Source organism: Pedobacter xixiisoli (genome assembly GCF_900215335.1).
GTDB lineage: Bacteria > Bacteroidota > Bacteroidia > Sphingobacteriales > Sphingobacteriaceae > Pedobacter > Pedobacter xixiisoli.
The window spans coordinates 725078-745570 of record NZ_OCMT01000003.1 but is presented as its reverse complement, the minus strand read 5'-3'; the positions used below and the strand labels follow the sequence as shown (position 1 = coordinate 745570).

Here is a 20493-nt window from a genome sequence, read left to right as displayed (position 1 = left end):
CCCTAAATCATTGAAGAAAAAATAATTAATAAAAAACATATAATGAACAAATTTCACGGAACAGGTGTAGCATTGGTCACACCTTTCAACACCGATGGCTCGGTAGATTATCAGGGGTTAGAGCGCCTGATCAATCACTTGGTTAATGGAGGTATTGAATACCTCGTATCTTTAGGTACAACTGGCGAAACTGCCACATTAAGCAAGGACGAGAAGAAGAAGGTGTGGGAGTTTACCGCTGAAATTAACAACGGTCGTTTGCCACTGGTAGCAGGTATTGGTGGAAATGACACTTTAACTGTAGCAGAAGAAATTAGGACTTTCGAAAGCAATGGTTATAGTGCAATTTTGTCTGTTAGTCCATACTACAACAAACCTAACCAAGAAGGTATCTATCAGCACTATAAATATTTAAGCGAAGCTAGTGCTTTACCTATTTTGCTTTACAATGTCCCTGGTAGAACTGGTTCAAATATGACACCTGAAACTACTTGTAGGTTAGCTCATGATTTCAAAAATTTAATTGGAATTAAAGATGCTGCTGGCTCTTTCGACCAGTTCAATCAGATTATGAGAGATAAGCCTGCTGATTTTATGCTCATTTCTGGTGATGACCCTGTTGCGCTACCAATGATTTCTATTGGAGCTGTAGGTGTAATTTCAGTAATTGGAAATGCATTACCTAAACAATTATCAGACATGGTAAGATTATGCTTAAATGGTGAGTTTGCAAAGGCTAACCCAGCACATTTAAGCTTGCTGGAATTTACTAATCTATGTTTTGCAGAGGGTAATCCAGTAGGTGTAAAATCTGCGTTAAAACAATTAGGCATTTGTGATGACAACGTTCGTTTACCATTGGTAAAAGCCAGCGAAAACCTAATTGCAAAAATTGGTGAGCAATTGAAACAGTTGGCGTAAATTTAAAAAAGCCTTTAAAATATACGAAAGCGCCCTGATTGGAATTTCAATCAGGGCTTTTTTGTAAGCTATCATCATTTCGAGGTACGAAGTAGTCTATTGGTTAGTGAGCTTTAAGATTGCTTCGTACCTCGAAATGATGAGCGAACTTCTTATCATAAAAGTGTTACATACTATGTCATAAAAATGTAAGCCAAAGGTATATTAATTGCTTATATTTAATACACACACTTAATAACACACAAATGAAAAAATTAGTATTAATCCTTATTGTGCTAGGCACAATGGGCTGTAGCACCATGGGCTACTACCGGCCGAAATATTCGATCGGAATGACTGAGCAAGAGTTTGCAACACAAAACAAATCTTCCGAAAAAGTTTACGTAGATAACAATAATATCATTATCTACAGAACACAGAATGGCTTCCAGTCTTCGTATGCATTTTTCGTTTTTAGAAATGGCTCCTTGACAAAGTATGAGGAAGGTAATAGTGCCGATGATTACAAGTTTATGCAGAAATAAGTGTTAAACAAGCAATCTTTAGGCAATTAAATCACGTAAAAATGAAAAAATTATTACTATTGCTACTTGTGCTAGGCACAATGAGCTGCAACGTAGTACAATACTACGAACCCAAGTTTACGCTAGGAATGGAAGAGCAAGAATTCAAACGCTTTAACAAATCAGCTGTACAAGTTTACGGCAACCAAAACGATGCTTCTGTTGTTTATCGAACCTACAACCAAATTACAGAGGCCTATAAATTCTTCGTTTTCGAAAAACACAAATTAGTAAGATTTGAAGAAGGGAGCTACCCAGATGACCATAAGTTTATGCGAATGCAGTAAAATAAAAAAAGCACCTTGGTCAGAGGTGCTTTTTTGTTCACAATGCGTTTAAATTAAGCTTTGTTTTTAGTTTCTTGTACTTCTAAACGGATGCTTTGCGCTAGATTTTTTAAATCCTGCATACCTTTACGTACACGTGTGCCAGCTGCGCTGTTAGATTTCGAATAGAACTTGTCCACATCAGCTTCTAAAGCTGCTACTAGTGCTTTTACTTCAGCAAATTTTTTCATTTTAAAAATACTCCTATTAGTTTTAAGGTTTTGATTAATACTCTATTACTAATGTAAGATGTTTATTTTAATAAAAAAATACCTTACCAAATAAAAAGTTCGGTTTTGTGCGTTTTTTTTCCACAAATCACCCACTTATAAACAGCAAAACACTTGAATATCAAAAGATAATAAAAAAGGCTTCGATAAAATCAAAGCCTTTTTTATTATCAAACCTATTCTCCAGTTGGAAATAAGTGTTGCTGATAATAGCCGGTTTTTAATTTCTCTGCCACTTCGTTAAATGCACTCAATGTAAGTTCTACATCTTGCAATGTATGTACTGCAGTAGGAATTAATCGTAACTCAATCATCCCTTTAGGGATAACTGGATACATTACGATGGAACAGAAAACACCATAATTCTGACGCAAATCATGAGTTAATGCCGTAGCTTCTGCTAAATCTCCTTTAAAGAAAACAGGTGTTACCACTGTATCTGTTATACCGATATCGAAACCACGCTCACGTAAACCAGTTTGTAAAGCAGTAGCGATAGTCCAAAGTTTTTCTCTTAATTCCGGATTGTTTTTAAGCAGTTCTAAACGCTTCATCAAACCAATTACCATTGGCATAGGCAAAGCCTTTGCGAAGGTCTGAGAACGCATGTTATACCTAAAATAATCGGTTAAAGTTTTAGATGAGGCAACAAATGCTCCAATACCAGCCATAGATTTAGCGAAAGTAGCAAAATAAACATCTACACCTTCGATACTATCTTGTGCTTCGTGTGTACCTGCGCCAGTTTTACCCATGGTACCGAAACCATGTGCATCATCAATTAATAAACGGAAGTTAAATTCCTTTTTAAGTTCGATTAACTCCTTTAATTTACCTTGCGCACCCGACATACCGAAAACACCTTCAGTAATTAATAAGATACCTCCGCCAGTTTGCTCAACTAATTTAGTAGCTCTTTGCAATTGTTTACGAGCATCTTCAACATTGTTATGTTTGTACACAAAACGTTTACCCATGTGTAAGCGCAAACCATCTAAAATACAAGCATGTGATTCGCCATCATAAACTACTACATCATTTCTATCTAACAAAGCATCGATGATAGAAACCATGCCTTGGTAACCAAAATTTAAAAGAAACGAATCTTCCTTACCTACGAATGCAGCTAAATCTTGTTCTAATTGTTCGTGATACTTAGAGTTACCCGACATCATACGAGCGCCCATAGGGTAAGCCATACCGAATTCGGCAGCACCTTGCTCATCTGCTTTTCTTACCTCTGGATGATTTGCTAAACCCAAATAGTTGTTTAAGCTCCATACCAAAAGTTCTTTGCCGTTAAATTTCATGTGTGGTGCAATCTCTCCCTCTAATTTTGGAAAAGAAAAATACCCATGTGACCATTTTTGGTGTTGACCAAGTGGTCCCATGCGTTTCGCTACTTTATCAAAAATATCCAATGTGTTATATTTATATGTAAAATGTTATTGTACTATACGAATTTTGAGCGCAAATTTAAGGTTAAAATCGTTATTAGGCAACCCTTTAGATATGATGTTAGACACGAAAAAGCCTCGGCAACACAAATTACCAAGGCTTTAACATTATTTAACTTATCTCATTAATCCACATTATCGTGCAAAAATGAGTTATTAGGTCTTATTCCTGTTTCACCATCTTCGTCGTTAGTTAAGGTAAACCTAGAAACTTGCGACTCTGATGAGTGTTGGATTTGTTGCAATTGCATTTGCTTACGCTGATATGCAGGTACATTTTCCAACTCTTGCAAACCATTAGTCGTTCTTAATTTCATGCTCAGGTCTTTTAATCTTAAGATTCTCTCTTTCGATTTTCTAAGCTGCTCTTCTATCGATTCGTCTGTTTTATCTTGATCTGCGCTGAACTCTTCTACTGGAGCAGCAGCAGCTGGCAATTCTTCTCTAACAACTTCTTGCGGAGCTGAAGCTACGGGAGTTTCAAAAACGAATTCAGTTTCTGCAACTTTTACTTCAAACTGAAAAGCTGGTTCTTCAACTTGCTTTGGCTCTTCTGCAGGTGCTTTCTCTTCAACCAACTGATGAAAAACCACATTATTTTCTACTGGAGCTGGTACTGGAGTTGGCGTAACAGCTACTGGAGCAGGCTTAGCAATATTGAATAAGTCACCAAATAAATCTGGTTGCTTTGCTTCTTCAGGTTGTACTTTCAAAACAGGCTCGTTACTAACTGGGGCTTCTTTTGGAGTAATAAATGAATTAACTGGCTCAACTGGTCTAACCAAAGGAGCTTCTTCAGGAGTTAATAGAGAAATCTTTTTAACGTTCTGTTTATCTTGCTCTCTTTGTTCTGTAGTTTGGAAACCAGTAGCAATAATCGTTACTGAAATTTTATCTCCCAAATTCTCATCGATACAGTTACCCCAGATTAAATCGGCACTTAAACCTGCTTTATCTTGGATATAATCGGTAATGATTGAAACCTCGTCCATGGTTACTTCTTTCACACCAGAACTGATGTTCAAAAGGATATACCTTGCACCTTCAATCTCGTTATCTTTCAATAATGGAGAAGCCAAGGCACCTTCCACTGCGGCTAAAGCACGGTTATCACCATCAGCAGCGTAGCTACCCATGATACAAACACCACTTTCTTTCATCACGGTACGCACATCCTTAAAATCCACGTTGATATAACCAGGAACAGTAATGATTTCTGCAATACCTTTGGCTGCCGTTGTTAAAATATCATCCGCTTGCGCAAATGCCGAACCTAAAGTTAAGTTACCGAAGATTTCACGTAGTCTATCATTAGAAATTACTAAATAAGAATCTACGTATTTTTTTAATTCTCCTAAACCATCATCAGCTTGCATCTTACGTCGCTTTCCTTCAAAAGAGAAAGGCGTAGTGATGATTGCTACGGTTAATATATCAAGTTCTTTAGCTGCTTTAGCGATAATTGGACTAGCACCAGTACCAGTACCACCACCCATACCAGCTGTAATGAAAAGCATTTTGGTTTGTGGACCTAACATGGTTTTGATATCCTCTATATTTTCTATAGCAGAATTCTTACCAACTTCAGGGATAGAACCAGCACCCATTCCTTCAGTTAAACTTGCGCCCAACTGTACTTTGTTCGGAATAGGACTAAACTCTAATGCCTGTGCATCAGTATTACAAATTATAAAGTCTACACCAGTAATTCCTTGACGGTACATGTGGTTTACCGCGTTACCTCCACCACCTCCAACACCAATAACTTTGATAATTGAAGATTTATCTTTTAACATTTCGAACTTCATATTGTTATGAATCAGTAGTTTAAATTTCTATTTTTTGCTGTTCATTCCTTTTGTAATATTAACACTTTTTTAACAGTCGTTTTCCACAAGTGTTAATAATGTGGAAAACTCCCTTTTTGTGGAAAAATATTACGGCTTGATATAATCTTCGTCGCTAACATTCATATCATCTCTGATAAATTCTGTCGCTTTTCCTAACAATTTATCGAACAGACCACTTCTTTTCGCTTTTTCTTTTACTTCTTTTGGTTTCTCTACAAATACACCAGGCTGCTTCATTTCTTCCAGCAAATCTTCTGCTTTTTGAATCCCCTTGATTAGCAAACCTACAGAGGTTGCGTACATTGGGCTCTTCAAATCGTCGTAGATATTTTTAGGCATTTCCTCATATTTAGACAAGTGCTCGTTTGGATATCCCACACGGCAATCTAAACCTGTTACGTACTCCACCATTTGATTTAAGTGTTTCAATAAAGCACCACCACCAGTAATAACCACACCACCAATTAGGCGTTTTTCGTATCCTGATGATTTGATTTCGTAATAAACATGCTCTACAATCTCTTCCATACGGGCCTGGATGATATAGGCAAGGTTTTTCACAGAAATCTCTTTGGGTTCGCGACCACGTAGTCCTGGAACGCAAATAATTTCGTTCTCTTTGTTCTCTTCGGCCAGGGCAGAACCAAATCGAGTTTTCAATAATTCTGCCTGGTTACGCATTACCGAACATCCTTCTCTGATGTCTTCGGTTACACTGTTACCACCAAACGGAATTACCGCTGTGTGACGGATGATACCTTCGTGGAAAATAGCCACATCAGTTGTACCACCACCAATATCAACTAAACAAACACCAGCTTCTTTTTCTTCTTCGCTCAACACCGATTCAGAAGAAGCCAATGGCTCTAAAATTAATTCTTGGGTTTGCAAACCTGCATTGGTTACACAACGCATGATATTTTTAACTGCCGTTACCTGACCAGAAATGATATGAAAGTTAGCTTCTAAGCGCACTCCTGCCATACCCACTGGATCTTTGATACCTGGCTCGTTATCGATAGTAAATTCTTGTGGCAAAACATGAATAATCTCTTCTCCTGGAGGCATCACCAACTTGAACATATCATCAATTAACTTGTCGATATCTTTCTTGCTGATTTCGTTATTCAACTCTCTACGAGTTAAAATGCCTCGATGCTGTAAACTCTTAATGTGCTGACCTGCGATACCCACATTAACCACACGTATTTCTACATTAGATTGCGAGCTTGCAACTTCTACAGCAGCATTAATGCCTTGCACTGTTTTTTGGATATTAGAAACCACACCACGGGTAACACCTGCGGATTCGGCCTTTCCAATACCTAGGACTTCTATTTTACCATGATTTGTTCTGCGCCCTACGATTACGCAAATCTTGGTAGTACCGATATCTAGTCCTACTACGATTGGAGATTGAATGGTAGTTTTCTCTTTGCCCATAACCATTATTATTTATTGTTGAGTTTGATATTATCTGTTAGTTTTTACTGTTTTATCTTTGGTAGCTGTTTTTTCTTTGGTAGCTGCTTGCTTCTGCTCTGTCTTTGTCTCTTTTTCTTTCTTTACGCTCTCCTTATTCTCTGTGCTTTTCGAAGCTTTATTTTTGTCTGTTGTATTTTCTGTTTTCTTATTTTCTGTTTTAGCAGAAGCTGAAGCTGTTTTTTCTTCCTTTTTTGTTTCTGTAGCCGCTGCTTGTGTTGCCTTCCTTATTTCGTCTTGTATAGCAGACTGCACTTGCGCATTAATCACTTGTTGTTGTTGCACTATAGAATCTGGCACGCTAGGCTTCTCTAGTTTCTTAATCGTTAACGAATCTCGCTTCTCGCAAACAATCTGGTTGATGTATTTCAAATTGATAGAACGATAAGCATTCCAGCCTACTTTTGGCATTGCCTGTTTATAGAAAGCCAACAGGTTACTCATTTTAGTTTCTATATCTTTTGCATTACCCAAAATGATGCGCTGATTTCCAACTCTTGGCACCATTTCAATATCCAGTTTATCGTTAACATGCAATTGTTCTATCTGAGCATCCCACAAAGTATCTCTTTTAACAAATACAGCAGTTTTATATAAATCTTTCGCTGCCGAAGTCATTAACGTATCCACTCTTCCGTTGAAGCCTTCCAAAATATTTCCGGTAGCGACCAACACATTGGCAGTAAAGTTTGGCGAAATTGGCATCTTCAAACCATCACTGTCTACGTAATAGTCTTGCCCACCAGCATTTAAAATCCTTAATACCGGTTGGCGCTGCTTCACTTCAACAAATACGGTTCCATTCATATCAGCATATACCTTTACAAAACCGATGTAGGGATTTGCAGCAATGCTCTTCTCTATTTTATGAAGATTAATACCTTCTAGATTTCTACCAATTAAATCGCCTTCGTTTTGTTTCAAGATGGCATCTATCTCTTCTATTTCAATAAAATTGTCCGCTCCCGGAATCAATATTTCAATTTTTGCACACTTCACCGATTGCTTTTTTGCATCGATAAAGCTCATCAATACCACCATACCCGCCAAGCAACTAAGCCAGGCAAATCCTTTAAAAATAGCTTTCCAGTTTATTCTTTTAAGCATGTGCCAAGGTATTCTTTAATGGTTCAATTAAGGTATCTATATCTCCAGCACCAACGGTCAAAACCAGCTCAGGATTTTTACTTTTTATCAGTTCAACTGCTAATTCTTTTGCACAAACTTGTTTATGATCATTTGTGATTTTATCCAGTAGCATTTGAGAAGTCACGCCTTCAATAGGCAATTCCCTAGCAGGATAGATGTCTAACAAAATCACCTCATCGGCTGTGCTTAACACTTTTGCAAAATCACCTGCAAAATCTCTTGTACGCGTAAATAAATGCGGTTGAAAAATCACTGTTAATTTCTTCTCAGGATACAATTGTCGCACTGCATCAAAACAAGCTCTCAATTCTTCAGGGTGATGCGCATAATCATCGATGTAAGTATGCTTATCGGTTTTAACGATCGTTTCGAACCTGCGTTTTACACCTTTGAAACTCGCAATTGCTTTTTTTACATCTTTAGGTCGAATGCCCAAACTTAAGGCCGCTCCAATCGCTGCAGTTGCATTTTCTACATTATGTCTACCCGGCATAGCCAATTTCAAATCTGTGATGGTAGTATAACCATCCTCAAAATCAAAAACAAAGCAGCCTTCTTCTACCCTTATATTTTTAGCATTAATCGCTGATTCTCCAGTTGCACTATAAGTAATTCCGTAAATTGGCAATCCATCCTTAATAAATAAGCGACCGTTTTCTTTCAATTGGTCAGCGAACAAATTAAATGACTCGTGCAAGTGGCTTTCGTCTCCGTAAATATCCAAATGGTCTGCATCCATTGAAGTAATGATAGCCACATCAGGATGCAAAGTCAAAAAAGAACGGTCATACTCATCAGCTTCTACCACTACCACATTGTTTTTACCGTAAAGCACGTTACTATTGTAATTAGTGGCAATTCCACCCAAAAAAGCAGTACAACCAAAACCAGTAGCGGTTAAAATATGTGCTACCATTGAAGAAGTTGTAGTTTTGCCATGCGTACCAGCAACAGCAACACAATACATTCCTTCGCTAATGATGCCCAACACCTGCGAACGTTTCTTTAACTCAAAACCTTTACTCTGAAAAAAATTAAGGATATGCGAATCTTTAGGAATAGCCGGAGTATACACAATCAGTGTATCATCGTATTTCTCTTTAAAAGCAACTGGAATCGTATTTTCCTCATCCAAAAATGAAATTAGAATTCCTTCTTGCTCCAATTGCGCTGTCAAAGCCGTACGAGTTTTATCATAGCCGCAAACTACGCAGCCACGTTTTGCAAAATAGCGGGCAAGGGCACTCATGCCGATACCTCCTATGCCTACAAAATAAACCCTATTGATATTTGACAATTCCATTCTTTTAGTTGGTTGGTTTTTGGTTGTTTAGTTTTTTAGACTACTCCCAAAACTTTTCACTTTCTACTTTTAACTTCTTACTTAATTAATTTTAACACTTCTTTCGCTATGACCTCATCTGCATTCGCAAAAGCCATTTTCCCTATATTTTCACTCAGCTGCGCTGATTTCTCTTTATTAGTTAGTAATTCTAGCGCTTGTGCAACTAAAGTGTCTTCGGCTGCTGTATCTGCAATTAGTATTGCTGCATTTTCTTTGACCAAAGCCAAAGCGTTTTTAGTCTGGTGATCTTCCGCTACATTTGGCGATGGCACCAAAATCACTGGCTTTTTGATTAAGCAAAGCTCTGCGATGGTTCCCGCACCAGCTCTAGAAATAATCACATCCGAAGCGGCATAAGCCAAATCCATCTGATTCAGAAACTCTAGAATTCGTACGTTCGGATGATATTCCAAACCCAACCGCTCTATAATTCCTTTGTAATAGAACTTACCTGTTTGCCAAATTACCTGCACATCTTGTGCGATGATTTCTACCAAGTGCTTTTCTATACTTTTGTTTAACGTTCCAGCACCCAAACTTCCACCAGTAACCAAAATGGTTTTCTTCAATGGATCTAGCTTTAGCAGCTCTGCTCCCGCAAAACGACGACCATCAATACTCACAATATTCTTTCTTACTGGATTTCCAGTTTTCAAAATCCTATCCGCTGGAAAAAAAGCTTCCATACCATCAAAAGCTACACAAATCTTCGCCGCCTTTTTACCCAATAGTTTATTGGTAATGCCTGCGTAAGAGTTCTGTTCTTGTATCAAGTAAGGTATATTTTTTAGGGAAGCCGCATAAAGCAACGGACCAGAGGCATAACCACCAACCCCAACCACTGCATCGGGTTTAAAATCGGCAATTAATTTCATCGCTTTGCGCACACTACCTATAACCTTAAAAGGCAGTCCAAGGTTTTTAAAAATTGAACCTCGTTGAATGCCACTTATATTTAGTCCCACAATTTTATATCCAGCAGCAGGAACCTTCTCCATTTCCATGCGACCTTCTGCCCCAACGAACAAAATCTCGCATTGCGGCGAAACTGCTTTTAGGGCATTAGCGATAGCAACGGCGGGGAAAATATGCCCGCCTGTGCCACCACCAGATATGATAATTTTTGGGAAATTATTCATGTTGTTAATTAAATTTTAAATGAGTAAATGACCGAATGAGTAAATGTTACCGACTATCGCTTGCCGTTTTTCTTGCTTTTGTTAAAATGGCAACAATTTCTCCTGCTTCTTTCATTAAATCATTTATATCTTTTGTTATTATTCCTGACTCTACCAAAATTTCTAACCAAAATTGAGTTTCATCAGCTTCCTCAATCGTAATACTTAGCTTTGCAAAAAACTCAGCTTTGGACCTCGCTCTGCATGCTGCTCTATAATTTGCTCCAACCGATGATTACGACCTTAAAAACTGTCTACCTAAAATTTTCGCCTCCTCTGTCTTAGGCAATGATTGAAAAAGCTTTATTGAGCACAGAACAAACTCCTTTGTTCTAATTTTCAAAGCCGTAACGAAGTCTGCTTTACTATTCTCCATCGTTATTCAATCATTTTCTCATTTCATCATTTATACATTTTCTCTAAGCCATCGCTGGAATACTTCCAACAACTACCTTTTCTTCTTTTTTAACCGTACTATTTTCTTCCACATCTCGGCTTACACTTAAAATAATGCCAAAAGCAATACTGGTAAATATCATGGAAGTACCCCCCATACTTACTAGCGGCAAAGGCACACCCGTTACCGGACCTAAGCCCACCGCAACTGCCATATTCGCAAATGCCTGGATCGTCAAACTGAAACTCAGCCCCGCTGCCAACAAAGCACCAAAGGCCTTGGGACTTCGGGTTACAATCCTAACGCATCGATAGAGCAGTACCAAATACAACACCATTACCGCTAAACCGCCCACCGTTCCATATTCCTCAATAATAATGGCGAAAATAAAATCGGAATATGGATGCGGTAAGAAGTTTCTTTCCGTACTGTTACCTGGTCCTTTACCCAAGAAACCGCCAGTTGCCAATGCTATTTTAGCATGGTCAGACTGGTATGTCTTATCAGAGTGTTGCAACTCTGGATGTAAAAACGTATCTACCCTAGACTTCCAAGTACCTGCCCTCTCAGTCGTTAAAACTAAGAAGAACATCATTACTACCCCTCCCAGCATCACCCAAGAAATCTGTTTAATACTAACCCTACCTACGATTAGAAGCAATATACTTACGCCAAACAACATTAAGCCTGTTGACAAATTGGCTTTAGCAATTAAGCCAAACACGACAACAACCGAACCCATTATTGGTAAAAATGCATTCTTTACATCCTTAATATTCTCTTGCTTTCTCGTTAGCATTCTAGCCAAGAATGTAATTAAAGAGAGTTTAGCTAAATCTGAAGTTTGAAACGTCAATCCAATTACAGGAATTTTTACCCAACGAGATGCCTCATTCAAATTCGCTCCAAAAATCAAAGTATAAAGCAGCAATGGTATAGTGATAATCATCAGTATTTTTGAAATACCAGCATAATATTTATAATCCAACAAGTGTGCGATGTAAATCATCACAATGCCAAGTATCACAAATATCACGTGTTTAAACAACAGGTATTTCTCTACCGAAATGCCTTTTTTGTACGCAATAGCTCCAGTGGCACTATATACTACCATGATAGAAATCATCGAAAGTAGGAGGATGATAATCCAAATCCAACGGTCGCCTTTGGTACGTTCTAGAAGTGCGTTGATGTTAAACATTTTGTTATTTTATATTTAGTCTTCGGCAAGCTTAGACTGACACTAATTTTATTTTACTTTTACCACCTAAGACACCTTAGGTCATTTTAGCTTTTGTCTCTATTATAATTCTTTTACTGCAGCCTTAAATTGGTTACCACGATCTTCGTAGCTTTTAAACAAATCGAAACTTGCACAAGCTGGAGACAATAACACCGTGCTTCCTTTTTTTGCCAAGTGATAAGCAACCTGTACTGCCTCTTCCGCTGAAAATGTGTTTACAATTACATCTACATCATCTTCAAAAGCGTCGTGAATACGCTTGTTGTCCTTACCTAAACAGATAATTGCCTTAACCTTGCTTTTCACTAAGTCTCTCAGCATTTCGTAGTCGTTTCCTTTATCTACACCACCCATAATTAACACCACGTCGGTATTTACACTTTCCAAAGCATACCAAGTAGAGTTTACGTTGGTCGCTTTAGAATCATTGATGTAAGCTACATCATTGATTTTGGCTACAAACTCCAACCTGTGGTCTATATTCTTAAACTCACCCATGCTTTCACGGATTGTTTCGTTGCGTAACTCTAATACCTTCGCTACGATACCCGAAGCCATTGAGTTGTAAATGTTGTGCTTGCCTTGTAAGGCCAAATCCGAAATTGACATGGTTAGTGTGTTATTTAAATTGGTGTTGATGTGTATAATATTCTCTTCTAAATAGGCACCTTGTTCTACCTTTTTTAGGATAGAAAAAGGATAAGCTTGTGCTTCTATATTTACTTTATCTAAAATCTTCTTCGTCTCTTCATCATCTGCACAGTATATAAAAGCATCGGCTGATGTTTGATTTTGCACAATTCGCATTTTCGAAGCTGCGTAATTGGCAATTTGGTAATCGTACCTATCTAAATGATCTGGAGTAATGTTGAGCAACACGGCGATGTCTGCTCGAAACTCATACATATCATCTAGCATAAAGCTTGATATTTCTAAAACATACCAATCAAAGTCTATATCAGCTACTTGCGCTGCAAAACTGCGACCTATATTTCCTGCCAAGCCAACATTCAATCCTGCTTTTTGAAGGATATGATAAGTGAGCATGGTAGTTGTCGATTTACCGTTTGAACCCGTAATACAAATCGTCTTTGCATTGGTATATCTCTTCGCAAATTCAATCTCAGAAATTACTGGAACACCTTTTTCTACCAACGCTTTCACTATCGGCGCTTTTGAAGGTATACCTGGACTCTTCACTACCTCCGTTGCATTCAAAATCAATGCTTCGGTATGTTGATTTTCCTCGAAAGGAATGTTCATGCTTTGCAAATCAGCTTTGTAAATAGCTGCAATACTTCCAAAATCAGACACAAAAACATCGAAACCTTGCTTTTGAGCCAATTTAGCTGCGCCAACACCACTTTCGCCTGCACCCAAAATAACTATACGCGAACGCACAGCAGTCGTATTTGACTGAGATTGGTTTTGCGAAATGTTGTTATTTGAGTTCATTTTTTTTATTTCTTCTTGCAATTAGTCTTCGACAAGCTCAGACTGACAACAGGTGTTTTTATTTTTTACTTTTACCTTAATTTCAGGGTTACAAATGCAATTACCGCCAACAAAATTCCAATAATCCAGAAACGAGTAACGATTTTAGCTTCATGATAACCTTTCTTCTGGTAATGGTGGTGCAATGGCGACATTAAGAATATTCTTCTTCCTTCGCCGAAACGTTTTTTAGTGTATTTGAAATAAGTTACCTGCAAACTCACAGATAAAACTTCTACCAAGAACACTCCACATATAATTGGAATCAACAATTCTTTTCTAGTCATGATCGCAAATACCGCGATGATACCACCGATAGTTAAACTACCTGTATCGCCCATAAAAATTTGTGCTGGATATGAGTTATACCATAAGAAACCGATACAAGCCCCAATAAATGCAGCCGCAAAAATGATCAACTCACCACTGTTCGGGATGTACATGATATTTAAGTAATCGGCCATTACTGTATTACCCGAAACGTACGCAAATATGCCCATCGTAATACCAATGATTGCAGAAGTTCCCGTTGCCAAGCCATCAATTCCATCGGTTAGGTTAGCACCATTTGAAACTGCAGTTACGATTACAATTACAAAAGCCAAGAACACGATGAAAGCATACTTCTCATATCCCTCTCCTAAAAACTTAACTACTTTAGCGTAATCAAATTCGTTATTTTTATAGAAAGGGAGATTAGTTTTGGTAGATTTCACATCTTGTGTATAGTAATAAGTTTCGCCCTTTTTACGCAATACCATTGGTGCAATACTTTGAACTTTAGTCGTATCTACTTTAACAGTTTCATCTACCGTTTGGCGTACTACAATATTAGGATGGAAATACATGGTACAGCCCACGATAATTGCCAAACCCACTTGACCAACCACTTTAAATCTACCCGCTAAACCTTCTTTGTTTTTTTTGAATACTTTGATGTAATCATCCAAGAAACCAATTGCACCCATCCAAAGGGTAGTCACAATCATCAAGATCACATAGATATTGGTAATGTTTGCGAACAATAAAGTAGGAATCAAAATCCCCATCAAAATCATGATACCCCCCATAGTTGGCGTACCTTGTTTTTGCATTTGTCCTTCTAAACCTAAATTCCTAACGGTTTCACCTACTTGTTTCGAATGCAGATAATCTATAATTCTACGACCATAAACGGTAGTGATAATCAACGACAAAATGATCGAGAGTGACGACCTGAAAGTAAGGTATTGGAACAACCTCAATCCAGGGAAATCATAATGCTTATGTAGATATTCGAATAATAAATATAACATTAGTTGATTTGGTTTAGTTGTTCGTTAATAATTTCTTTATCGTCAAAATGATGTCTCACACCATTAATTTCTTGATACTTTTCGTGACCTTTTCCAGCAATTAAGATGATATCTCCAGGCTGCGCAATGTGACAAGCCGTTTTAATCGCCTCTTTTCTATCCAAAATGCTAATCGCTTTGCGCTGGTTAGTTGGCGACACACCCGCTTCCATATCTTTGATGATCATTTGCGGATCTTCGGTACGAGGATTGTCAGACGTTAAAATCACTTTATCGCTCCAATCGCAAGCAACCTTTGCCATTACCGGACGCTTGGTTTTATCTCTATCGCCGCCGCAACCAATTACAGTGATAACCTGTTCGGTTCCTTTTCTGATATTCGCGATAGTACTCAATACGTTTTGCACAGCATCTGGCGTGTGTGCGTAATCTACAATCCCTACAATACCAGATTTAGATACGATATAATCGAACCTGCCTTCTGCACCAGATAAAGCGCTAAGCGTGGTCAATACTTTTAATTGATCTTGCTCCAATGAAACAGCTGTTCCATAAGCTGCCAACAAATTATAGGCATTAAAAGAACCTACCATTTTGAAGAAAACATCAGTATGGTCTATTTCTAAATGCAAGCCACTAAATTTGTTTTCGATTATCTTCGCTTTAAAATCTGCCATTTGTTTTAAGGCGTAAGTTCTTTTGTGCGCATTGGTGTTTTGCAACATCACCATCCCGTTTTTATCGTCGGTATTGGTTAAGGCAAAAGCCGATTTAGGCAGCATATCGAAAAAAGCCTTCTTTGCTTTGATGTAATTATCGAAGGTTTTATGAAAGTCTAAATGATCGTGAGTGATGTTCGAAAATACCCCACCAGCAAATGTCAATCCAGCGATACGATGTTGAGACACCGCATGAGAACTCACTTCCATAAAACAATACTCACAACCTTCGTCTACCATTTCTCGCAACAGCTGGTTTAAAGCAATTGGATTTGGCGTGGTATGTGTTGCAGGCACTACCCTTTCATTAATTTGATTTTGAACGGTAGATATTAATCCAACTCCATAATTCAAACCACTAAATAATTGGAAAAGTAGTGTCGCAATGGTGGTTTTGCCGTTAGTTCCAGTAATACCAACCAACTTCAAGTCAGCCGATGGGTTACCGTAGAAATTACAAGCAATAACCCCTAAAGCTTCAGAAGAATCATCAACCTCTACATAAGTCACCTGCTCATTTAGTTCTGTAGGCAGCTCTTCACAAACAATTACATTTGCACCGGCAGCAATAGTTTGGTTAATGAACTGATGTCCGTCTACAGCAGTACCTCTAATGGCAAAAAATAAAGTTCCAGCGTTTACCAAACGAGAATCAAAAGTCAAAGCAGCCACCTCCACCTGAGGCAAGCCCTTTAAACTTTTAATCGAAACTCCGTAAAGTAAATCTTGTAAATTCATATTTCTAATAATGATTAATTGAGTAAATGAGTAAGTTTTAAATGATGGATGATATTCGCCATTTATTTTCTCATTTAGTCATTTCTTCATTTATAATTCCTTTTTATTGCAACAATATATCTACCACCAAACCTTTACCGATCCTGCTTCCAGGTTGTATAGATTGGCTGGTTACTTTTCCACTTCCTTTAATTCGGGCTTTTAAACCTGCATTACCTAATAGATACATCGCATCTTTTAAGCCCATGCCGCCTACATTTGGCATTACGCCTTTTACAGGAGTATTTTCTTCGTAAGCCACGCCGTTATTTGTATCAATTGAATTGAAATAATCTGATTTTGCAGCATAAAGCGCCTTAATACCAAAAGCGTTGTAAACTTTCTTTGTCGCCTGACTTTGTCCAGCTTTTGCCTCTGGCGCTACGGTATTCCCAGCCAAATGCTCTTCAACTTTGTTGTACATATTTACATCGCTTGCGTAAATACGATCTGCTACTTCTCTAAATACTGGACCAGAAACCAAAGCACCATAATAAGCACCTTTTGGATCGTTGATTACCACAATCATCGAATATTTAGGTTTATCTGCAGGAAAATAACCCACAAACGAAGCCTGATATTGCTTTTTAGCTTTGTAACCCAAATTAGCATCTGCCACCTGCGCCGTACCTGTTTTACCAGCAATTTTATACAAAGGATTATACACTACCTGCTTACCACTACCGTTAGTTACCACACCTTCCAACATCGCCTTAATCTTAATCAACGTTTCATCTGAACAGATTTTATCATTGATTACTCTCGCTTTAAACTGCTCGATAGGACTACCCAATCTTCTAATTTCTTTCACAAAAATTGGAGCGATCAGCTTTCCATTGTTAGCTACCGCATTATACAGAACCAACATATTTAATGGCGTCATCTGCATCTCGTAACCATAAGCCATTTGCGGCAAGGTCATGTTCTTGTTCCAACTCCTGTTTGCCTTAATATTTTTAACTACAGGCTGTGATTCACCTGGAATTTGCAAGCCCATTCTCTTATTCAATCCCCACTCGTACAAATAATCAGTGAACTTCATTGGGTTCGAGCTGTAATTATCATTGATCAGTTTTGCGATAGCAGCGTTAGACGACTCCTCAAAAGCTTTTTTAACTGTTACGTACTCGTCTTTAGGATGAGAATCTGTAATTCTTTTACCTGGAATTTGATACCATCCTGTTCTAACCAAGGTATTAGTATCTATCTTTTTGTCTTCTAGCAAAGCCATGTAAGAAGCCAACTTGAAAGTAGAACCTGGATCTTGGTTACCAGCAATCGCGTAGTTGAACTGTTCTTTATAAACTCCTTCTTCTACTTTGGTGTAATTTGCAACCGCTCTAATCTCGCCAGTTTCCACCTCCATTACTATTACAGCACCATGATGCGCCTGACTTTTGATCAGTTGCTTCTCTAATGCACTTTGTGCCAAATCCTGCATATTGATATCGATGGTAGAAATGATATCCGCACCATCTTTGGGCGCAACTTCAGCATCACTGTTTACCGGAATCCAAACACCACCGCTGATACGCTGCATTAATCTTCTACCGGTTTCGCCATTGATGTAATTACCGTAAGCTCCTTCCAAACCCACGCCATTCTTCACATTTTCGTTTTTATATCCGATAGTTCTAGCAGCTAAAGCCTTAAACGGAAGAATACGCTTGTTTTTTTGGATCGCCATTAAACCACCCGAATGCTTGCCGATGTTATACAAAGGAAAACTTCTCACAATTTTTAAATCCTGATAGGTAACCTTACGCTTGATCAGCAAATAACGAGCACTATCTTGCCTTGCTTTACGCAATAAACGAGAATAATCTTTTGCGCTTTTATCCTTGAAAAAACCTGAAAGCTTCATCGCCAACGAATCAACTTTGGCATTAAAAATTTTATCTTCTTGGATACCGCCAGCAAACATATCCATCCTCAATTCGTACTCAGGAACAGAAGTTGCCAATAAGCTACCATCTACAGAATAAATATTACCACGAGTAGCTTCAATTTCAAACTCCTTGGTAGACAAACTATCAGCCATAGCCACCCACTTGTGGCCTTGTCTAAATTGCACATCGCACAACCTAACGAAAACCGCAAGCGCAAAAAGCACAATTAGCCCGAAAGCTAAATACACCCTTAATAATATGTTTGCCCTGATATTCATTATTTAACTTGTACTATTATTTTTTTTGGCGGCTCAATCAACTCCTCTAAACCTAGCGTATCTACCTTTTTTGCCACCTCTGTCATTTTACTCTTGAACATCAAATCGGCTTTTAGCGATTTGTATTCCCAGCTCAACTCTTTTACCTCTTTACTCAACCGATCTATATCCCTAATACTTTTTACCGCCATGTGGCTATTCGCGATATAAACCATCCCCAACACACACAAGAAAATTAAGTAGGGAAGCATATCTGTTGCCGTCTCCTTAGACACAGCACCTTCCACAAATAATTTTCTGAAGAAAGCTGTTGCACTTCCTTCTTTTACAGGCTCTTTTCTCTTAGGCTGCTCCTTTTTGAGCACCGGCTCATCTTCTTCAGCCAACTCCTCCTCTAACTTTTCTCTAAACCTATTCACTCGCCCTACCTCCTTTGCCGCCGACTGAAGTCAACGGCAATGAAATCCGTTCACCGATTCTTAATTTCGCACTGCGAGATCTGCTGTTACGAGCCAATTCCTCAGCATCAGCCACTATTGCTTTTCTGGTAATGACATTAAACGGCTTCTGATCATTGCCAAAAAAGTCTTTCTCCACCTCACCTCTAAATTTCCCTTTTGCTAAGAAATTCTTTACCGGCCTATCTTCCAACGAATGGTAAGACATCACCACCAAACGACCGCCCGGCTTAAGCACCTCCGCCGATTGCTCCAAAAAATGCTCCAACACTTCTATCTCCGCATTCACCTCAATACGCAAAGCCTGAAAAACTTGCGCCATATACTTATGCTCTTTTCCGCGGGGGATATGAGCAGCAATTATATTTTTAAAACCAGACAAAGTCTGAATAGGATTATCTAAACGAGCAGTAACAATGGTTCTAGCCAAAGACTTCGCATTTTGAACTTCCCCATACAATCCGAAGATCTTATGCAAATTCTCTTCAGCATAGGTATTTAGCACCACCGCAGCCGTCAAAGCTCGTTGCTGATCCATACGCATATCTAAATCCGCCTCAAAACGAGTAGAAAAACCTCTTTCTGGCTCATTGAACTGATGTGAAGAAACTCCTAAATCAGCCAAAATACCATCCACTTGTTTGATACCCAAAAGACGGAGATGGTTTTTCATGTAACCGAAATTTTGGTCTACAAACCGAAAACGAGGATCATCAATCTTATTTCTTTGCGCATCAGGATCCTGATCAAAAGCAACCAAAACACCATCGGGACCTAAATGCTTCAAAATTTCACGAGAGTGTCCGCCACCACCGAAAGTCACATCCACATACACACCGTTCGGCTTGATATTCAAACCATCGATACATTCTTGCAGCAAAACAGGCACATGGTAATTATTCTCCATCAGCACCTCCTTTATTCTTATTGCCCATCACTTCTTCCGCTAAAGCAGCAAAGTTCTCTGGCACATCATCAAAAAGCCCGTCGTAAACTTTCTTATCCCAAACCTCAATCTTATCCAACTGACAAGCCAATACCAATTCAGCATCTATCCCAGCATATTCCACCAAAGATTTAGGCAATAGCACACGACCCGCAGCATCTAACGACAAAGGCATTGCACCACGCTGAAACGCTCTTACAAACTCACGATTCTTTTTCTCGAACATATTCAACTTGCTTAACTCGGCTACCGTTTCATCCCACACTTTCTTAGGATAAATAACCAAATTCTTCTCAAAACCCCTGTTCACAACCAACCCATCTCGCTCTACATCAAGCAATTGCTTCTTCAGCAAAACAGGCACCATCAAGCGCCCTTTCGCATCCATTTTGCAATCAAATTCTCCGATGAGTTGGTTCATTTATAGTAGCTACACTTTTTATGTAGTGTAAAATTAAGAGAGTTCTACCACTTTTTACCACTTTTTACCACAAAA

Annotated in this window: 18 protein-coding genes and 1 pseudogene; 3 read left to right on the top strand and 16 right to left on the bottom strand. The window is 38.5% G+C overall.

Translation table 11 applies throughout. The annotated features are described in order from the left end of the window. Positions 1 to 42: 42 nt before the first annotated feature. The 3 genes from dapA to CRO54_RS15405 all read left to right on the top strand — a co-directional run bounded on the left by dapA (position 43) and on the right by CRO54_RS15405 (position 1771). The gene (dapA, locus tag CRO54_RS15415) at positions 43 to 921 is read left to right on the top strand and encodes a 4-hydroxy-tetrahydrodipicolinate synthase (RefSeq protein ID WP_097132959.1); all 879 of its coding nucleotides are present in this window, start codon (positions 43 to 45) and stop codon (positions 919 to 921) included. 245 nt (positions 922 to 1166) lie between these two features. Continuing rightward, on the top strand, positions 1167 to 1445 hold the full coding sequence (locus CRO54_RS15410; protein ID WP_097132958.1) for a hypothetical protein: 279 nt from the start codon (positions 1167 to 1169) through the stop codon (positions 1443 to 1445). Between the two features lie 41 nt (positions 1446 to 1486). After that, positions 1487 to 1771: a hypothetical protein gene (locus CRO54_RS15405; RefSeq protein ID WP_097132957.1), complete on the top strand. Its 285-nt coding sequence runs from the start codon at positions 1487 to 1489 to the stop codon at positions 1769 to 1771. A 53-nt stretch (positions 1772 to 1824) separates the two neighbouring features. Here the strand turns inward: CRO54_RS15405 and CRO54_RS15400 are convergent, their stop codons facing one another. From CRO54_RS15400 to mraZ, 16 genes and pseudogenes are all read right to left on the bottom strand, one after another. Beyond that, entirely contained in the window at positions 1825 to 2001 is a 177-nt protein-coding gene (locus CRO54_RS15400; protein ID WP_097132956.1) for a histone H1, read from the bottom strand. A gap of 215 nt (positions 2002 to 2216) precedes the next feature. Beyond that, positions 2217 to 3461, bottom strand: a complete 1245-nt coding sequence (locus tag CRO54_RS15395) for an aminotransferase class I/II-fold pyridoxal phosphate-dependent enzyme (protein WP_097132955.1) — start codon at positions 3459 to 3461, stop codon at positions 2217 to 2219. 161 nt (positions 3462 to 3622) lie between these two features. Continuing rightward, positions 3623 to 5305: a cell division protein FtsZ gene (gene ftsZ / locus CRO54_RS15390; protein WP_097132954.1), complete on the bottom strand. Its 1683-nt coding sequence runs from the start codon at positions 5303 to 5305 to the stop codon at positions 3623 to 3625. A 129-nt stretch (positions 5306 to 5434) separates the two neighbouring features. Then, entirely contained in the window at positions 5435 to 6790 is a 1356-nt protein-coding gene (gene ftsA, locus CRO54_RS15385; RefSeq protein WP_097133112.1) for a cell division protein FtsA, read from the bottom strand. Positions 6791 to 6820: 30 nt separating this feature from the next. Beyond that, complete coding sequence (locus tag CRO54_RS15380) at positions 6821 to 7936, bottom strand: cell division protein FtsQ/DivIB (RefSeq protein ID WP_097132953.1); 1116 nt, start codon at positions 7934 to 7936, stop codon at positions 6821 to 6823. Continuing rightward, positions 7929 to 9281 carry a UDP-N-acetylmuramate--L-alanine ligase gene (gene murC / locus CRO54_RS15375; protein WP_097132952.1) on the bottom strand — a complete coding sequence of 451 codons (1353 nt, stop codon included), beginning with the start codon at positions 9279 to 9281 and terminating at the stop codon, positions 7929 to 7931. The genes CRO54_RS15380 and murC overlap by 8 nt, the downstream gene beginning before the upstream one ends. A 77-nt stretch (positions 9282 to 9358) precedes the next feature. Continuing rightward, positions 9359 to 10462, bottom strand: a complete 1104-nt coding sequence (murG, locus tag CRO54_RS15370) for an undecaprenyldiphospho-muramoylpentapeptide beta-N-acetylglucosaminyltransferase (protein ID WP_097132951.1) — start codon at positions 10460 to 10462, stop codon at positions 9359 to 9361. Between the two features lie 46 nt (positions 10463 to 10508). Next, positions 10509 to 10721 (bottom strand): annotated as a pseudogene (locus tag CRO54_RS21740) (four helix bundle protein); the annotation flags it as partial. Positions 10722 to 10920: 199 nt separating this feature from the next. Next, on the bottom strand, positions 10921 to 12099 hold the full coding sequence (locus CRO54_RS15360; protein WP_097132950.1) for an FtsW/RodA/SpoVE family cell cycle protein: 1179 nt from the start codon (positions 12097 to 12099) through the stop codon (positions 10921 to 10923). A 102-nt stretch (positions 12100 to 12201) separates the two neighbouring features. Further along, positions 12202 to 13596, bottom strand: coding sequence for a UDP-N-acetylmuramoyl-L-alanine--D-glutamate ligase (gene murD, locus CRO54_RS15355; protein WP_097132949.1), 1395 nt, complete (start codon positions 13594 to 13596; stop codon positions 12202 to 12204). Between the two features lie 71 nt (positions 13597 to 13667). Next, complete coding sequence (gene mraY / locus CRO54_RS15350; protein WP_097132948.1) at positions 13668 to 14930, bottom strand: phospho-N-acetylmuramoyl-pentapeptide-transferase; 1263 nt, start codon at positions 14928 to 14930, stop codon at positions 13668 to 13670. Continuing rightward, the gene (locus CRO54_RS15345) at positions 14930 to 16387 is read right to left on the bottom strand and encodes a UDP-N-acetylmuramoyl-L-alanyl-D-glutamate--2,6-diaminopimelate ligase (RefSeq protein WP_097132947.1); all 1458 of its coding nucleotides are present in this window, start codon (positions 16385 to 16387) and stop codon (positions 14930 to 14932) included. The genes mraY and CRO54_RS15345 overlap by 1 nt, the downstream gene beginning before the upstream one ends. 103 nt (positions 16388 to 16490) lie before the next feature. Next, positions 16491 to 18593, bottom strand: a complete 2103-nt coding sequence (locus tag CRO54_RS15340) for a penicillin-binding protein (RefSeq protein WP_097132946.1) — start codon at positions 18591 to 18593, stop codon at positions 16491 to 16493. Next, on the bottom strand, positions 18593 to 19012 hold the full coding sequence (locus CRO54_RS15335; RefSeq protein WP_097132945.1) for an FtsL-like putative cell division protein: 420 nt from the start codon (positions 19010 to 19012) through the stop codon (positions 18593 to 18595). The genes CRO54_RS15340 and CRO54_RS15335 overlap by 1 nt, the downstream gene beginning before the upstream one ends. Continuing rightward, on the bottom strand, positions 19005 to 19958 hold the full coding sequence (gene rsmH, locus CRO54_RS15330) for a 16S rRNA (cytosine(1402)-N(4))-methyltransferase RsmH (protein WP_097132944.1): 954 nt from the start codon (positions 19956 to 19958) through the stop codon (positions 19005 to 19007). The genes CRO54_RS15335 and rsmH overlap by 8 nt, the downstream gene beginning before the upstream one ends. Then, a complete protein-coding gene (gene mraZ / locus CRO54_RS15325) occupies positions 19948 to 20418 on the bottom strand; it encodes a division/cell wall cluster transcriptional repressor MraZ (protein ID WP_097132943.1) in 471 nt (156 codons plus the stop codon). The genes rsmH and mraZ overlap by 11 nt, the downstream gene beginning before the upstream one ends. Between the last annotated feature and the right edge of the window lie 75 nt (positions 20419 to 20493).

Bases quoted from the DNA above. Each gene is read 5' to 3' on its own strand.
- dapA (WP_097132959.1), top strand. From the start codon at position 43: ATGAACAAATTTCACGGAACAGGTGTAGCATTGGTCACACCTTTCAAC.
- CRO54_RS15410 (WP_097132958.1), top strand. From the start codon at position 1,167: ATGAAAAAATTAGTATTAATCCTTATTGTGCTAGGCACAATGGGCTGT.
- CRO54_RS15405 (WP_097132957.1), top strand. From the start codon at position 1,487: ATGAAAAAATTATTACTATTGCTACTTGTGCTAGGCACAATGAGCTGC.
- CRO54_RS15400 (WP_097132956.1), bottom strand. From the start codon at position 2,001: ATGAAAAAATTTGCTGAAGTAAAAGCACTAGTAGCAGCTTTAGAAGCT.
- ftsZ (WP_097132954.1), bottom strand. From the start codon at position 5,305: ATGAAGTTCGAAATGTTAAAAGATAAATCTTCAATTATCAAAGTTATT.
- ftsA (WP_097133112.1), bottom strand. From the start codon at position 6,790: ATGGGCAAAGAGAAAACTACCATTCAATCTCCAATCGTAGTAGGACTA.
- CRO54_RS15380 (WP_097132953.1), bottom strand. From the start codon at position 7,936: ATGCTTAAAAGAATAAACTGGAAAGCTATTTTTAAAGGATTTGCCTGG.
- murC (WP_097132952.1), bottom strand. From the start codon at position 9,281: ATGGAATTGTCAAATATCAATAGGGTTTATTTTGTAGGCATAGGAGGT.
- murG (WP_097132951.1), bottom strand. From the start codon at position 10,462: ATGAATAATTTCCCAAAAATTATCATATCTGGTGGTGGCACAGGCGGG.
- CRO54_RS15360 (WP_097132950.1), bottom strand. From the start codon at position 12,099: ATGTTTAACATCAACGCACTTCTAGAACGTACCAAAGGCGACCGTTGG.
- murD (WP_097132949.1), bottom strand. From the start codon at position 13,596: ATGAACTCAAATAACAACATTTCGCAAAACCAATCTCAGTCAAATACG.
- mraY (WP_097132948.1), bottom strand. From the start codon at position 14,930: ATGTTATATTTATTATTCGAATATCTACATAAGCATTATGATTTCCCT.
- CRO54_RS15345 (WP_097132947.1), bottom strand. From the start codon at position 16,387: ATGAATTTACAAGATTTACTTTACGGAGTTTCGATTAAAAGTTTAAAG.
- CRO54_RS15340 (WP_097132946.1), bottom strand. From the start codon at position 18,593: ATGAATATCAGGGCAAACATATTATTAAGGGTGTATTTAGCTTTCGGG.
- rsmH (WP_097132944.1), bottom strand. From the start codon at position 19,958: ATGGAGAATAATTACCATGTGCCTGTTTTGCTGCAAGAATGTATCGAT.
- mraZ (WP_097132943.1), bottom strand. From the start codon at position 20,418: ATGAACCAACTCATCGGAGAATTTGATTGCAAAATGGATGCGAAAGGG.